Raw genomic sequence first — 13,275 nt, 5'->3', positions numbered from 1 at the left:
CAGCGCCACCGAGTCGTAGCCCTGGGCGATCGGATACATGAACTCGTGCAGGCCGATCGGATTGCCCTCGCCGAAACGCTTCCTGAAGTCGTCGCGCTCCAGCATGCGCGCCAGCGTGCGCTTGCCCGCCAGACGCACCAGGTCGGCCGCGCTGAGGCGGTTCATCCAGGTCGAATTGAACTCGACGCGCGTCAGTTCGGGATCCAGTACCCGGTGCACCTGTTCGGCGTAGGTGGCGGCGTTCTCCTTCAACTTTTCCTCGGTCAGCGTGGGACGCGCCTTGCTGCGTCCCGAAGGATCCCCGATCATCCCGGTGAAATCGCCGATCAGGAAGATCACCTCGTGCCCGAAGTCCTGGAACTGGCGCATCTTGGTAAGGATCACCACATGCCCCAGGTGCAAATCCGGCGCCGTGGGATCGAACCCGCACTTCACCCGCAGCGGCCGCCCGCTGCCGAGACGCTCAAGCAATTCTTCTTCGCGAACCAGGTCCACCGCGCCGCGGCGCAGTTCCCGCAATTGCTGTTCCGGCGAGTTCATGGCGCGAGAATATACGAAATGCGCTTACAAGCGTTGTGCTTCGGACAGGGATGCCATTCTTCGATCCAGTGTCAAGGTCTCCATGCCAACGCGCGAATAGTCATCCACGATAAGGCGGTCAAAGAGACCGGGAGCCTGTGTCGCCGAAAGCGCGTCGATCGCCGACCGGCCGTTCAGTGGAGCAACCAACCCGCTTTGCAGGACGTCAAGCAAGGCAGTACGCGCATCGCCCCTGCTAACACCGTAATGATGCTGAACCGCAACGTAGGCCTCGCCGATCACCTGGTTGGAAGCAAGAATCTCGGCATCCTGGTCGCCCACCAGACTGCTGAGGCTGGTAATGCAATACTCGAATTCGTCTTCCGGATCTCTCGTCAGCAAGCGCACGAGAATGGAAGTGTCAATCCCGAAGCGCTGGGGCATACGCCTGCTGCCTGAATTCCTGCAGATCAAACGTCCCTATTCCGCGGCGGATCTTGCCGTGGAGTGTGCCCAGGCGGGAATGGTCGATCCGCTTCGGCTTCAGAATATAGCCGTCAGGACCTTCGTGCAGTTCCAGGCGATCGCCGGGCCCGACGCCCAGCTCATCCAGCACGCGCGCCGGGAAAGTAACCTGCCTCTTCGACGTGATCTTGACGATCATCGCACACCTCCTTACCGAATACCTTAATTCAGTAAGGCAGCCGAATCAAGTAGCTTATTACGCGCGTTTATGCAATTTCCGCGTGGCGTCAGGCACGTGGGCCGAAAAGGGCGGTGCCGACGCGCACGAGGGTGGCGCCGCATTCGACGGCGGTTTCGAGGTCGGCGGTCATGCCCATCGACAGCGTGTCCAGGTTCAGGCCTGCTTGATTGAGCCGGTCGAACAGAGAACGAAGGTTGGAATAGGCTTCGCGCGGCGCATCGGGCATCGGGATTCCCATCAGGCCGCGTAGCCTGAGGCGTGGCTGCGCACGTATCAGTTCCGCCAGTTGCGCTACCTGCTCCGGGGGCAGCGCGGGACGGGTGTCTTCCGGTTGCATCCGGACCTGTATGCACGTATTCAACGGCGGTGCATCTTCCGGCCGCTGTGTGGCGAGCCGCAGGACAATGCGTTCGCGAATCGCGGTATGCACCCAGTCGAAATGCTCCGCTATCAGGCGCGTCTTGTTCGACTGCAACTGGCCGATGAAGTGCCAGGCGCCGCCGGGTCCGACTTCGCCCATCTTGGCGATCGCTTCCTGGGCGAAGTTTTCGCCGAAGTCGGTCAGGCCCGCCCCATGGCAGGCAAGCACGGCGTCCTTGCCATGGGCCTTGGTGACGGCGAGGATCCGGATTTCGTCCGGGCGCCGGCCGGAGCGAATCGCGGCGCTTGCGATTCGTGTCCTGACCGTTTTCAGCCGAGCGGCGATGGCAGTGTTGCTCATGCGTTGCTCTGCCCGGGCCGCGTCAGAAGAACGAGATTCCCAGTTGCGCGTAAAACAGCCGGCCTTGCCAGGGCACGATGGAGTCGCTGCGGTAAATGCGCCCGCAGCAGACCTCGAACTGCCCCGGGTCGGGGTAGTTGTCCAGAATGTTCTCGGCCCCGATCCGGAGCGTATAGCGCTCGCGCAGCGTGAAGGCCGCTTCGAGGTCCAGCAGCACTTCCGCTCCGAATTCCTGCACCTGCTCCAGGGACGCCGTACTGGCGTTGCTGTATTCACCGAAATAGCGGGTGCGCAGCAGCAGATCGGACCGCCCCCAGCCGTGCCTGAGCGTCAGCGCGCCACGGACCGCCGGACTGCCCTCTTCAATATCGTGGCGAGTTTCGTCGTCCACGAACTTCCCGGTATCGGCAAACCGCGTCCGGTTGAAATTGAAGGCCGCCTGCAGGGAAGTGGCGCCCAGCCGCCAGTCGATATCGCCCGTAACGACCAGATCGACCCCGCTGGTCTCCGTGGCCACATCGTTGATGAAGAACCGCACCCGGGAGATGTCGTTGGCGCCCGGAACTCCAAGCGCGATCAATCGGGCGGCCTGGGCCGGGTCCACGGTGAACTGGGACGACATCACGGTGCGGTCGTCCAGCCGGATGCGATAGTAGTCGAGCGTAAGCCCGAACCCGGCAGGCGAGCGGGCGGCCAGGCCCAGCGTAAGGGAGTGCGAGTGCTCGGGGCCGAGTGGCGAGGCGCCGAACAGCCCGGCGGCGGGATGGTCCGGCGGGAAAACCCCCTCGGACCTGGGAATGCCGTTTGCGTCGATACGGGTGGAGACCACCGTGGTGGAAATCTGGGCGGGTGTGGGCGCCCGAAAACCCGAACCGGCCGAGCCGCGCAGGTTGACGCTGTCGCTCAACCGAAAGCGCGCAGCCACTTTCCATGTCGCCACGTCGCCGAAGTCCTGGAAATCCTCGTAACGCGCGGCCACTTCGACCAGCCAGCGGTCCGTCAGGTCGGCCGCGAAGTCCACGTAAGCGGCGTAGCTGCCGCGGCTGCGGCGCGAAGCGAAGCCCGGAGGGTAGCCGGGGAATCCGTTGGAGCCGATGGGCACCGCATTGTTGACCGGATCTCCGGCGGGACACAGCCTGCCGATCGCTTCAAGTCCGGGAATGCGGCACTCCACCACGGTCAGATCATCGTCCGGGTCGGCGTCCACTTCCGCCTGGGTGATTTCCAGGTTGAACGGATCGGACACGCCGAACGGCCCCACCTCATAGGAACTGGGGTCGCCGGCATCGATGCGATAGGCCTCGTCGCGGTATTCGAACCCGAAGGCGACGTTCACCGGGCTGGCCAGATTGCCGATGTCCCACGGCCACACGAAATCGGCGTTGACCGCCAGCTCGTCGTTGGCCAGCGCGCCCGGCCGGAAACGGGTGGGCGTGTCGGGACCGAGCGACGGATTGAGGGTGTTTTCGATGCGGTAGGCGATCCGGTCGAATCCGTACCCGGCCGAGAGGTCGAAATTCAGATCGCGCCAAACGCTGCCGGACAGGCCGATAGTGATCGAGTAGTCCGTGACGTCGCCGGAAAACTGCGGCGTGAAACCGGCCGGATACAGGCGGGCCCTGGGATCGTAGATCCTGCCGTCGGCCAGTCGGACCGGCAGCAGTTGGCTCACGCCCGCGCGGCGATAGAAAAAGCCGCCGGACTGGTCCTTGGCGGCCCATGTGGCAAAGCCAAACAATTCGAGGCTGTCCGACAGCGGAAGGGAGGCATTGGCCGAGGCAAGCAGTTGCCGGCGGTCCGGCTGGCCCCAGATCTGGGCCGGACTGCGAAATTCGCGATTGCCGCCCACGCCGGCGAAGTTGTCCGCGTAGCGGCTGTCCAGATCGTCCGGCACGCCGTCGCTGCCGCGCGCCGCCTGCAGGATTTCGCCGGTGGGCGAATAGCGGTAGGTCAGGGCGTCGGGACCGTAATACGTAACGCCGTCCAGCGTGACCTGGTTGAGCGTGGCTTCCAGCGGCGTCTGGCCCGAGCCGGCGATGGTCAGGTCGTAGGGTTGCGAGCGGCTGGTTGGCGCCGAGTCGGAATACTGGCCGCTGAAGTTCAGAAAGCCGCCGTTCGGCAGGGTAAAGCCGGCGTTGCCTTCCAGCGTGAACTCATCGCCGTCCCCGTCGCCGTAGCGACCGGAGCGGGCGCGCAGCTCGGCGCCCGTATCGGCCTGCTTGAGGTTGAAATTGATCACGCCCGCTATGGCGTCCGAACCGTACTGGGCGGACGCGCCGTCGCGCAGCACCTCCATGGATTCGATGGCGATCGACGGAATGGCGCCGAGGTCCGCGCCGTGGGCGCCGAACCCCCCCACCTGCATCAGCGCCGAGCGATGACGGCGCCTGCCGTTCATCAGCACCAGCGTGTGGTGGGTGTCCAGGCCGCGCATGTGCGTGGGCCTGATGAAACTCGCGCCGTCGGAAATCGGGTGCCGCCGCGCGGCGAACGACGGCACGATGGCGTTGATTACCTCGATCAGGTCCGACGAGTTGACGCTGGAGATTTCTTCCGCGCTGAACACGTCCACCGGCACGGCGGTATCGACCGCGGCCCGCTCGCGCCGCCGCGTGCCGATCGTCACGATCTCCTCGATCACGCGGGCTTCCGCGCTCTCGCCGCGCGCCTCTTGCGCGCCGGCGTTGGCCGCCAACAGCATCAACAACAGCGCGAGCCCCAGGAAATACGGCGCGTTCACACTGCTCCCTGTGAATTCGGCGTTGCGGAGGCGCGGCGGCGTTTGGCCATCAGCTTTTCGACCAGTTTGGGGCCCTGGCCGGGGCGGCTCCAGGGGCAGACCTCGATGCAGATGGCGCAGCCGTGGGTCTTGACGAAATACGGGATGCACTTGTCGAAATCGACGTACCAGCGTTTCTCGCCGCGTATCCACTGCTTCTCGTTGAATATGGCGTCCGGCGGGCAATCGACCACGCAGCGCTTGCAGCCCACGCACAGGTCGTCGACCGCGATATCGATCGGTTCATCGAGAGCCAGGGGCAGGTCGGTGAGGACCGCGGCCAGGCGAAAGTTCGAACCGTGCTCCTTGCTGATCATCGAGCCGTGCTTGCCCAGCTGGCCCAGCCCGGCTGCAACCGCCAGCGGGATGTGCAGGATGTCGGTGCTGTTGGGATTGCCGTAGGCCTTGGCCGGCCAGCCCAGTCGGCGGATGTAGCGGCCCAGCCGAATCGCGATGCGGGAAACCTCGCGGTACGCCCGCATGACTTCCACGGCCGCCGTGTCCTGCGGCGCATGCGCCATCTTGTCCTGGTTCATCGAAAGGCCGATGCAGATCGCCGTGCCGTGCGGCGCCGTGCGTCCCGCAAACACGGCTTCCTCGGTGACCGGCGCAATGCCCACCAGGTCCGCGCCGAAATCGCTGGCCGCCGCCTTTACGCGCTCGCTCATCTGATCGGGGTCCGCTTCGACCCGGCGTGCGGCCGCCGGCCCGCTGCGCTTGCGCAATTGCCAGGCGTTGGCCACCACGTGCCGGACCACGCCCCATGGGTTGATCAGCCCGAAGAAGTCGTCCAGCGCCTGCCATTCCAGTTGAGCGTCGCCTGCATTGTGAAACACGGCGGCGGCTTGACGGAATTCCCGCTCGCCCAGACCGTTGATCTCGTTGCCCGAACGGGGCGGCTTGAGGTAGCCGAACGCGTAATCGGGCGGCGGAGGGTCGCTGGGGCGGATCCGGCCGTTAGCGAGACTCATCGTTCCTCGCCGCCGACGCCGTCCACCCAGTACATCCTGCCCTCGCGCTCGCAATCGCCGTAAGCCCTGCGCACACGCCGGCCGGCCGTGAAATAGAACCACAGCATGCCGAGTATTCGCCGCGCCAGCGCCCAGTCGCGCCGCCAACGCGCCGTCAGACTCCGCGAATCCGCATCCGCATGATCGACCGTCCTCAAGCTGCCGTTCATGGTCTTCCTATTCTTGCATCCGAGGCGCCGGGGGGTTCAGGAGGGAAGGAAAACGCCGCCCAGCGACAAGGCCCGGCTGGCACCGGTGACCGCCGGTTCATTGCCCGGCTCACCGAGCAGGCGGGCGCGGGCCAGGAGAGCGAACCCGGCGGCTTCCACCCAGTCCGGATGCACGCCCCATGCCTCGGTCGTGACCGGGCTCGATTCCGGACGGTTCGCGGCCAGCCGCTCCATCAGAAAGGAATTCGACGCTCCGCCGCCGCAGACGGCCAGCGCCGCGTCGGCACAGGAGGCCTGCAGTGCGCCGGCGATGCTGGCCGCGGTGAGCTCCAGCAGCGTTGCCTGCACGTCTTCGGGCGCCTTGTCCGAAATGCCGGCCCGTTCCAGCCAGTGCAGGTTGAAATGCTCGGGTCCCGTGCTTTTCGGCGCAGGCGCGGAAAAATAGTCGTCCGCAAGCAGATGCTCGAGCAGTCCCGCGTTGACCTGGCCCGATCTCGCCCATTGTCCGTTCTCGTCATAGGCTTGCCCGAGGCAGGTGCGCGCCCACGAATCGAGCAGCGTGTTACCGGGCCCCGTGTCGTAACCCGTAACGCCGCCATCGCCGGCCAGGACGCTGAGATTGGCGATGCCGCCGATATTGACGACCGCCCGGGTCTCGCCGGAACGGCCGAACAACCATTGGTGGAATACGGGCGCCAGCGGAGCGCCCTGGCCGCCCAGCGCCATGTCCGCGCTGCGGAAGTCGCCCACGGTAACCATGCCTGTGAGGGCCGCGACGCGCGCCGGCGACCCGATCTGCACGGTGTGCGGCAAGCGCGCGTCGGGTGCATGCCAGAGCGTCTGGCCGTGGCTGCCGATCGCCTCGATCCGGTCGGGGTCGTAACCCGCACCTCGCACTAGCGCCAGTGCAGTCTCGGCGAACACGGCCGCCACTTCGGCGTCCAACGCCGCAGCCTCCGCGAGCCCACATTCTCCCTGGCTGCGGATAGCGGCCCGCAAGCGGGAGGCAAGCTCCTCGGAATATTCGCCGGTGTGCGTCGCGGCCAGGCGCGGTTCCGGACCCGAGCAGTCCACCAGCGCCGCGTCCACGCCGTCCATGCTGGTGCCCGATATGAGGCCGATAAAGAACGGTCGCATTTCCCGAACCCTAAGACGGATAGATCCAGGTTGCGGGAAACACAGGCCCGTCCACGCACACTCGTTTCATGGCCAGCCCGTCCGGGGTATGCGCCTCGACGGTGCATCCGGCACAACCGCCCACCGCGCAGGCCATGTATTCCTCCAGGCACAGCTCGGCGTAGACGTCGAAATCCGCCGCCAGATCCGCCGCGGCCTTCAGCATCGGCGTGGGCCCGCAGGCGTACACCGCCACTTCGCACAGCCGCTCCCGCGGCAGAGCGTTCAGCCATTCGCGCGCGGGCTCGGTCAGGTTGCCGCGATGGCAGCCTTCGAGGCCGGCGTTGCTGGCCAGGTGCGAGGGCACCCCCCACTGTTCGGCGAGTCGCAATCGGTTCTCCTTGCCATGCTTTTCCAGCGCAAAGGGAAAAGGCAGCTCCGAGCCCAGGAAAAGCCGGGGGCTCCAATTCCCGTTTCCCGCCAGGCGCCGGGCCTGGAAGAGAACCGGCGGAATGCCCACTCCGCCGCCCAGCAGGAACACGATCGGACGCGCTTCGGACAGGGAAAACCCGTGTCCGATCGGCCCCATGGAATGCAGGACAGACCCGGGTTCGGCGCCGGCAAGCAGGGTCAGTCCCTGCCCGCCGGTCTTGTACAGCAGTTCGATCCAGCCTTCGTCGGCATCGGCAAGCATGATCGACAGCGGCCGGCGCTGCAGCAGTTCCGAACCGCAGCGCAAATGTACGAAGCTGCCCGGCCGCGCCGTTGCGGCGCAGCGCGGCGTGCGGAGCCGGAGCCGGTACTGGCCTCCCGGATATTCCCGGTGCGACAGCACCTCGGCTTCCTCGACGAAGACGGGTGTCGTGTCACGCCCAGCGCGCATAATTTGTCCACTTGGGCAACAGGGTCATCAGGAATATGAATTGTGCATTGCCGGAATCGATTTGTCGCGCGCGACACTTACTCCACGCTGCCTGCGTTGCGATCGCCGTGGGGCTTTCGGTCCCCACGGCGGCTGCGGAGCTTCCCGATCTGACCGATCCACGGACCGCGATGGAGACCTGGTTGCGGCTCAAGGGCGACATCGCGGGCGGCGTGACCTACGAATGGGCCACCGGCACCGCCTATGGCGTGCCCCAGGATGCGGACGGCGTCGCGCTGTTCGCGATCGAGAGCGTGACGATCAGGCAGTTTCGCCGCCTGTCCGAAGACCAGTACGAAGAGCGCACGATTGCCTGCCGGCTCTACAGGGACGCGTTTTCCGGCGCGTTTATCGACGAGTTCATCAATCCCCTGACCGGCAACCGGACCGAACTCAGGCTTCCGTGCGGCGCCGGCCAGCCCGTTCGCTATTCGCCCGAGCGCGTGGCGCTGCTGGCGGACGTGCCGTGGCAGAGTTCCATTCTGGATCGGCCGGTCACGCTTGAATTGCTGCGCGCCGGCGACGAAGTCATTATTCGGCGCAGGGCCTTCAGCGCGTTCACCCCGGCCGGCGGAAAGGTTCGGCGTGAATTGGCAGTCGACACCTTCGCGCTGCCGGCGGCTTCCCTCGCGGACCCCGGCATCACCTCCCTGTCCCCGTCGTACAGCTGGGACGCAGTCAGGGACTGGTCGGGATTTCTGGCCATGGGGGACCTGCCCGGGCACATGTACTGGTCGGTGGTCGGCAGGAAATTCCGCCGGGTGCAGGAACTGCCGGCGGAATTCCGCGCCGCGCTGGAGGAAAGCGATCCGGGAGCGCTCGAGCGGACGCCCGACTGGGAGGCCGGCTACGACTAGTGCCGTGCCCCGCCCGGGGGATCGTGTCACTCGGGGTCGGGCATGAGCGGATGGTCCGGCGCCTCTTCCGTTTCACTGTCCTGCCGAATCGTCTTCAGCATCTCCCGCCAGGCGCCGGGCGCAACGGATTCGTCGCGTATGACCCCGTAGCTCTTGTTGCGCGCATCCGTATTGACAAGCGCATCGACCGCCAGCATCCCCACGTCGGCGATCGCGACCGAGCCCGTCTCGTAATCGGCGCGGGCCATCACCCGCAGCGGTTCGCCGCCGTCCTCAGGCTCTTCGCGAAGACCGCTGGGCCCGATAATCGTGTAGTTGAGGCCGCTGCGTTTCAGATGGTTTTCCCCCATCGTCTTCCAGTGCCTGGCGCGCGCGAAAATTATCATCCGGCTGCGCTCGCGATAGGGTCCCGCTGCCGCGGACGTCACCACGACGAAGTGCCGGACTCCGGCCTCAACCGCCGCATCCACGAGGTTCACCACGCCGCCGTAATCGACGAATTCCGGTCCGTTCCCGCCAATCAGCGATCGCGAGCCGATGGCGCAGATCACGTAATCCACGTCCTGCATGGCCGCAAACACCGCAGCGCGGTCGCGCACGTCGACCTCTACCCAGTCCCACTGATCGCCGTGGCGCCGCACGGCCCGGTCGCGGTTGGTGGTCGTCCCACGCACGCTGTAGCCGTGTTCGTCCAGCAGCCGCATCGCCGCGTTGCCGGTGCGCCCGGACGCGCCGGCAACGAGGACCAGTTCCGCTGCGGGCGCAGTGCCGGAAAGTACGAACGCTGCAGCCAGCGCGCAGACCAGATTCCGAATGTTCATGCTTGTTTCTCCTGCCAGTCCCGGGCGATCAGGCAGGCGGCGAGGCCGTCCACCTCTCCCTTGCGGGCCCGCCGGCCAAGTTCGCCGGTTGAACGCTGTTCCCGCAGCCAGGCGTTGGCCTCGCGGGTCGTGAGGTGTTCCTGAACCGTTTCCACCGCCAGCCCGTAGCGGCCTTTCAGGTGCCTGCGAAAACGCTTGAGCGCAAGCTCGAACTCAGGATCGGGATCGGGTGGACAGCCCAACACCAGGACCTGCGGACCGTAGTCGCGAACGAGCCGGTCCAGCTCGGCCCATTCCGGCAGTCCGGCGCGAGCCGGCAGGTGTTTGCGGGCCGTGATCACGCCGCCGGTGGCGGTCGCTACGCCGACGCGCTTCAATCCGAAGTCGAGGGCGATCGCAGGCTCGGTGCGCATTACCCGGAGCCTGTGTGCCTGATTCTCGCGGTGAGAATGTTCGCGAATCAGGCGTTGCCGGCTTGCAGTCCCAGCCGGGAGACGTCCACGCCGAGCAGCGCCGCCGAAGCGGCCCAACGCTGTTCGTACGGGGTCTCGAAGAGGATTTCCTCCGTAGCGTCGACAACCAGCCAGGAATTCGAGCGCAATTCGCGTTCCAACTGACCCTCTCCCCAGCCGGCACAGCCCAGGGCGAGGAGCGCCCGGCGGGGGCCCTTGCCTCCGGCGATCGCCGACAGCACGTCCCGCGAGGTAGTGACCTCGATGTTGCCGCAAATCGAGATCGTGGAATCCCAACTGCCGCCGGCCTCATGCAGTACAAATCCCCGCTCGCGGTTTACCGGTCCGCCCTTGAGTATGCTCTGGTTGGCGAGGTCGAGGTCACGGCTGTCGAGCGACAGTTGCTCGAACACTTCTCCGAGCTTCATGTCGGACGGACGATTGATGACGATCCCCAGCGCGCCGTCGCTGTTGTGCCCGCACAGGTAGGTCACGGTCTGGCGAAAGCGGGAATCGGGCATACCCGGCATGGCGATGAGGAGCTTGCCGGAAAGTGAGTCGAGTTCTTCCATGACGGCTGGTTTCTGCCTACCTTCCGGGATTATATCTACGGCTGCTGGCGGACGGTCTTTTGCACGCGTTCGAGCAGACTGTCGAACAGTTTGGCGGCGGCGTCCACTCCCGCCAGTTTCTGGATTTCCCGGATTCCCGTGGGGCTGGTGATGTTCACCTCGGTCAGGTAGTCGCCGATGATGTCCAGCCCGGCAAACGCCACTCCGCGAACCGCCAGTTCGGACCCGACGCGCTCGCAGATCTGAAGGTCCCGGGGCGTCAGATCGCAGACTTCCGCCCGCGCGCCGGCCATCAGGTTGCCGCGATTGTCATCGGTCCGGGGCACCCGGTTCAGCGCCGGGCTCATCGGCCGCCCGTCGATGAGCAACACCCGCCGGTCGCCGTCAACGATTTCGGGCAGGTGCCGCTGCGCCATCGCGTAGCGGGTTTCGCCGACCGTGATGGTCTCGAGAATCACCGCCAGATTCTTGTCCGCTTCGTCCAGGGCAAAAATGGAATGACCTCCCATCATGTCCAGCGGCTTGACCACGATGCGTCCGTGCTCGGCCAGGAAGTCGCGGATCCGGTCCATCGACCGCGTGACTATCGTGGGCGGGGTGAATTCGGGGAACCAGGCGATGAAAACCTTCTCGTTGACGTCTCGCAGAGCCTGGGGATCGTTCACCACCAGCGCGCCTTCGTCCTGCGCCCGCTGCAACACGTAGGTGGCGAAGATGTACTCGGCGTTGAACGGAGGGTCCTTGCGCATGAACAGGAAATCCAGTCCCCCGAGCGGCATGTCCTGCGCCGGGCCCAGCCGGAACCAGTCGGCGTCGTCATCGGTGACTTCAAGAGGCGCTCCCTGTCCGAATGCGCGGCCGTCGCGGATATCGATATCCTTGAGAGTGAAGTGATGGAGCGCAATGCCGCGCCGCTGCGCCTCCCGGAGCAGCGCCAGGGTGCTATCCTTTTGCGGCGCGATGGTACCGATCGGGTCCATCACCACGCCGAGAGTTCGAGATTTCATCGTCAGGGATCATGAAATGGCGCTAGCGGGGCACATTTTAAGTCGGTGCGCGGGTCTTTCGGCCCCGTCCTTCCGGGAGACGCATAAATCCATCCATGGAGCTTGCTCCGCCATCCCTGGCTCCAATACTCCCTGAAGGACGGGGCCGAAAGACCCGCGAAAGGCCGGAGTTGTTGCGAGAAAGCGATGTGCTCCGTCTGAATCCGAATACGGGCCTGATGGACGGTGCGCGGCACTCGCTTTGCCCGCACCGCGACGCCCGGCCGCCGGGCGCCGATGTCAGCCTGCTGGTGCTGCACGCCATTTCGCTGCCGCCCGGCGAGTTCGGAGGCACGGCAATCGAGGACCTGTTCTTCGGAAGGCTGGACCCCTCGGCCCACCCCTACTTCCGCAGGCTGGCGGACCTGCGCGTGTCGGCGCATTTCCTGGTCCGGCGCGACGGCGAACTGGTGCAGTTCGTGAGCGTGCTGGAGCGCGCCTGGCACGCCGGCGAGTCCGAGTTCCGGGGCCGCGCCGCCTGCAATGACTATTCCGTCGGAATGGAATTGGAGGGCGATGCGGACACACCGTTCACCGATAGGCAATACAATCAGGCCTGTGCCGCCATTACGGCGCTGAGGGAAGGCCTGCCGTCCCTGCGGAGCGCCCCGGTCGTGGGACACAGCGATATTGCCCCCGGGCGCAAATGGGATCCGGGAGAGACCTTCGACTGGGCAAGGCTGGCGGCGGGACTGGCCCGGGCTGGAGAGCGCGACAAATGAAACTATTGGCCCTGCTTATTGGCATATACGCTGAACGCTACCTTGCGCGATGGTCGCATCTGCGCGAGTTTCGTGGGCTGGAGGAACAGGCGAATCAATTGGCCCAGCGCCTGTTGCGCCTGGACAAGCGCGCCGCGCCGTACATCGTCGCGGGTCTGACGCTCGCATGCGCCGTACCGGTCGGGATCATCGCCTGGCTGCTGCGCGATGACTGGATGATCGCCTGGTTCGTGTTCGCGGTGATCGTCCTGTTGTTCTCCTTCGGGCCGCGCGACCTGAAGGCGGAGGCACTGGCCTTTCACGACAAGGCCGACGCCGGCGATGAAGACGGCGCCAGGGCCCAGGCTGAAGTCATCCTCGGCGGAAGCGCGCCGGACAAGCCGAAGGACCAGGCCGCGGCGGTGGAAGAAGCAACCTACCGGGAAGCCAACAATCGCATTTTCGGCGTGATTTTCTGGTTCCTGGTGGCGGGGCCGCTGGGTCCGGCGTTCGCTTTCGGCTTCCGCGCACTGAACAGCTTGCGCCGTTTCACGGCCACCCTTCCCGGCGGTGAGGAACTGCATCGGGCAGCGGTCAAGCTGCACGGCGTAGTGGCCTGGATTCCGGCCCGCATTACTTCCGCCAGCTTCGCGCTGGCCGGCAATTTCGACGACGCGGTCAACGCCTGGCGCGGAATTCCGGCGGATCAACAGCCCAACCTGTTTGAAGGCAGCGGCGCTGTGCTGAGCGTGGTCGGCGCGCAGGCGCTGGGCGATCGCCCGGACCGGGTGCGCGGCGCCGTCGTGCTGGTCGAGCGCAGCCTGCACTGGGTTTGGGGCCCGATCGTGGCCGTCGCCGTAATCCTCGGCGTGGTCTACTAGTC

General features: G+C 65.7%; 16 protein-coding genes (1 of these 16 cut by a window edge). 3 read left to right on the top strand and 13 right to left on the bottom strand.

Annotation, left to right across the window (positions count from 1 at the left end):
- The 9 genes from F4036_10655 to F4036_10615 form a co-directional block, all read right to left on the bottom strand.
- Positions 1-540, bottom strand: the beginning of a protein-coding gene (locus F4036_10655) for a tyrosine--tRNA ligase (protein ID MYK38202.1). The gene continues 675 nt to the left of window position 1, outside the view; 540 of the gene's 1,215 nt are visible here — the first part of the coding sequence; its start codon is at positions 538-540; the stop codon falls past the left edge of the window.
- 24 nt (positions 541-564) lie between these two features.
- The gene (locus F4036_10650; GenBank protein ID MYK38201.1) at positions 565-963 is read right to left on the bottom strand and encodes a type II toxin-antitoxin system VapC family toxin; all 399 of its coding nucleotides are present in this window, start codon (positions 961-963) and stop codon (positions 565-567) included.
- Entirely contained in the window at positions 941-1,183 is a 243-nt protein-coding gene (locus F4036_10645) for an AbrB/MazE/SpoVT family DNA-binding domain-containing protein (protein ID MYK38200.1), read from the bottom strand. Before F4036_10645 ends, F4036_10650 begins: the two co-directional genes overlap by 23 nt.
- Before the next feature lie 88 nt (positions 1,184-1,271).
- Positions 1,272-1,946 carry a YggS family pyridoxal phosphate-dependent enzyme gene (locus F4036_10640; protein MYK38199.1) on the bottom strand — a complete coding sequence of 225 codons (675 nt, stop codon included), beginning with the start codon at positions 1,944-1,946 and terminating at the stop codon, positions 1,272-1,274.
- A 22-nt stretch (positions 1,947-1,968) separates the two neighbouring features.
- Positions 1,969-4,686, bottom strand: coding sequence for a TonB-dependent receptor plug domain-containing protein (locus tag F4036_10635; GenBank protein MYK38198.1), 2,718 nt, complete (start codon positions 4,684-4,686; stop codon positions 1,969-1,971).
- Positions 4,683-5,696: a 4Fe-4S dicluster domain-containing protein gene (locus F4036_10630; GenBank protein MYK38197.1), complete on the bottom strand. Its 1,014-nt coding sequence runs from the start codon at positions 5,694-5,696 to the stop codon at positions 4,683-4,685. The genes F4036_10635 and F4036_10630 overlap by 4 nt, the downstream gene beginning before the upstream one ends.
- Positions 5,693-5,905 (bottom strand): hypothetical protein, encoded by a 213-nt coding sequence (locus tag F4036_10625; GenBank protein ID MYK38196.1) that lies wholly within the window; start codon positions 5,903-5,905, stop codon positions 5,693-5,695. The genes F4036_10630 and F4036_10625 overlap by 4 nt, the downstream gene beginning before the upstream one ends.
- Positions 5,906-5,941: 36 nt before the next feature.
- Positions 5,942-7,042, bottom strand: a complete 1,101-nt coding sequence (locus F4036_10620; GenBank protein ID MYK38195.1) for an anhydro-N-acetylmuramic acid kinase — start codon at positions 7,040-7,042, stop codon at positions 5,942-5,944.
- 10 nt (positions 7,043-7,052) lie between these two features.
- On the bottom strand, positions 7,053-7,904 hold the full coding sequence (locus F4036_10615; GenBank protein ID MYK38194.1) for a dihydroorotate dehydrogenase electron transfer subunit: 852 nt from the start codon (positions 7,902-7,904) through the stop codon (positions 7,053-7,055).
- Positions 7,905-7,939: 35 nt separating this feature from the next.
- Here F4036_10615 and F4036_10610 point away from each other — a divergent pair, with 35 nt between their 5' ends.
- On the top strand, positions 7,940-8,800 hold the full coding sequence (locus F4036_10610; GenBank protein ID MYK38193.1) for a DUF1838 domain-containing protein: 861 nt from the start codon (positions 7,940-7,942) through the stop codon (positions 8,798-8,800).
- A 26-nt stretch (positions 8,801-8,826) separates the two neighbouring features.
- Here F4036_10610 and F4036_10605 read toward each other — a convergent pair whose 3' ends face one another.
- The 4 genes from F4036_10605 to gshB are packed head-to-tail and all read right to left on the bottom strand — an operon-like array spanning position 8,827 to position 11,652.
- The gene (locus F4036_10605) at positions 8,827-9,621 is read right to left on the bottom strand and encodes an NAD(P)H-binding protein (protein ID MYK38192.1); all 795 of its coding nucleotides are present in this window, start codon (positions 9,619-9,621) and stop codon (positions 8,827-8,829) included.
- Positions 9,618-10,034 carry a Holliday junction resolvase RuvX gene (gene ruvX / locus F4036_10600; GenBank protein MYK38191.1) on the bottom strand — a complete coding sequence of 139 codons (417 nt, stop codon included), beginning with the start codon at positions 10,032-10,034 and terminating at the stop codon, positions 9,618-9,620. The genes F4036_10605 and ruvX overlap by 4 nt, the downstream gene beginning before the upstream one ends.
- A gap of 47 nt (positions 10,035-10,081) precedes the next feature.
- A complete protein-coding gene (locus F4036_10595) occupies positions 10,082-10,645 on the bottom strand; it encodes a YqgE/AlgH family protein (GenBank protein ID MYK38190.1) in 564 nt (187 codons plus the stop codon).
- Positions 10,646-10,680: 35 nt separating this feature from the next.
- The gene (gene gshB, locus F4036_10590) at positions 10,681-11,652 is read right to left on the bottom strand and encodes a glutathione synthase (GenBank protein ID MYK38189.1); all 972 of its coding nucleotides are present in this window, start codon (positions 11,650-11,652) and stop codon (positions 10,681-10,683) included.
- Positions 11,653-11,870: 218 nt separating this feature from the next.
- Between gshB and ampD the strand changes: the two genes are divergently transcribed.
- Together ampD and F4036_10580 are read left to right on the top strand one after the other, a co-directional pair.
- Positions 11,871-12,413 carry a 1,6-anhydro-N-acetylmuramyl-L-alanine amidase AmpD gene (ampD, locus tag F4036_10585; GenBank protein MYK38188.1) on the top strand — a complete coding sequence of 181 codons (543 nt, stop codon included), beginning with the start codon at positions 11,871-11,873 and terminating at the stop codon, positions 12,411-12,413.
- Entirely contained in the window at positions 12,338-13,273 is a 936-nt protein-coding gene (locus tag F4036_10580; GenBank protein ID MYK38187.1) for a hypothetical protein, read from the top strand. The genes ampD and F4036_10580 overlap by 76 nt, the downstream gene beginning before the upstream one ends.
- The last annotated feature ends 2 nt before the right edge of the window (positions 13,274-13,275 follow it).

Source organism: Gammaproteobacteria bacterium, assembly GCA_009845905.1.
In the GTDB taxonomy this organism is placed as follows: Bacteria; Pseudomonadota; Gammaproteobacteria; order Steroidobacterales; family Foliamicaceae; genus Foliamicus.
The sequence above is the reverse complement of the archived record's forward strand: the minus strand, read 5'-3'. Positions and strand labels throughout refer to the sequence as shown.

Excerpts from the sequence above, each read along its gene's own strand:
- F4036_10650 (MYK38201.1), bottom strand. The coding sequence starts at position 963 with ATGCCCCAGCGCTTCGGGATTGACACTTCCATTCTCGTGCGCTTGCTG.
- F4036_10645 (MYK38200.1), bottom strand. The coding sequence starts at position 1,183 with ATGATCGTCAAGATCACGTCGAAGAGGCAGGTTACTTTCCCGGCGCGC.
- F4036_10640 (MYK38199.1), bottom strand. The coding sequence starts at position 1,946 with ATGAGCAACACTGCCATCGCCGCTCGGCTGAAAACGGTCAGGACACGA.
- F4036_10630 (MYK38197.1), bottom strand. The coding sequence starts at position 5,696 with ATGAGTCTCGCTAACGGCCGGATCCGCCCCAGCGACCCTCCGCCGCCC.
- F4036_10625 (MYK38196.1), bottom strand. The coding sequence starts at position 5,905 with ATGAACGGCAGCTTGAGGACGGTCGATCATGCGGATGCGGATTCGCGG.
- F4036_10620 (MYK38195.1), bottom strand. The coding sequence starts at position 7,042 with ATGCGACCGTTCTTTATCGGCCTCATATCGGGCACCAGCATGGACGGC.
- F4036_10615 (MYK38194.1), bottom strand. The coding sequence starts at position 7,904 with ATGCGCGCTGGGCGTGACACGACACCCGTCTTCGTCGAGGAAGCCGAG.
- F4036_10610 (MYK38193.1), top strand. The coding sequence starts at position 7,940 with ATGAATTGTGCATTGCCGGAATCGATTTGTCGCGCGCGACACTTACTC.
- F4036_10605 (MYK38192.1), bottom strand. The coding sequence starts at position 9,621 with ATGAACATTCGGAATCTGGTCTGCGCGCTGGCTGCAGCGTTCGTACTT.
- ruvX (MYK38191.1), bottom strand. The coding sequence starts at position 10,034 with ATGCGCACCGAGCCTGCGATCGCCCTCGACTTCGGATTGAAGCGCGTC.
- F4036_10595 (MYK38190.1), bottom strand. The coding sequence starts at position 10,645 with ATGGAAGAACTCGACTCACTTTCCGGCAAGCTCCTCATCGCCATGCCG.
- gshB (MYK38189.1), bottom strand. The coding sequence starts at position 11,652 with ATGAAATCTCGAACTCTCGGCGTGGTGATGGACCCGATCGGTACCATC.
- ampD (MYK38188.1), top strand. The coding sequence starts at position 11,871 with ATGGACGGTGCGCGGCACTCGCTTTGCCCGCACCGCGACGCCCGGCCG.
- F4036_10580 (MYK38187.1), top strand. The coding sequence starts at position 12,338 with ATGGGATCCGGGAGAGACCTTCGACTGGGCAAGGCTGGCGGCGGGACT.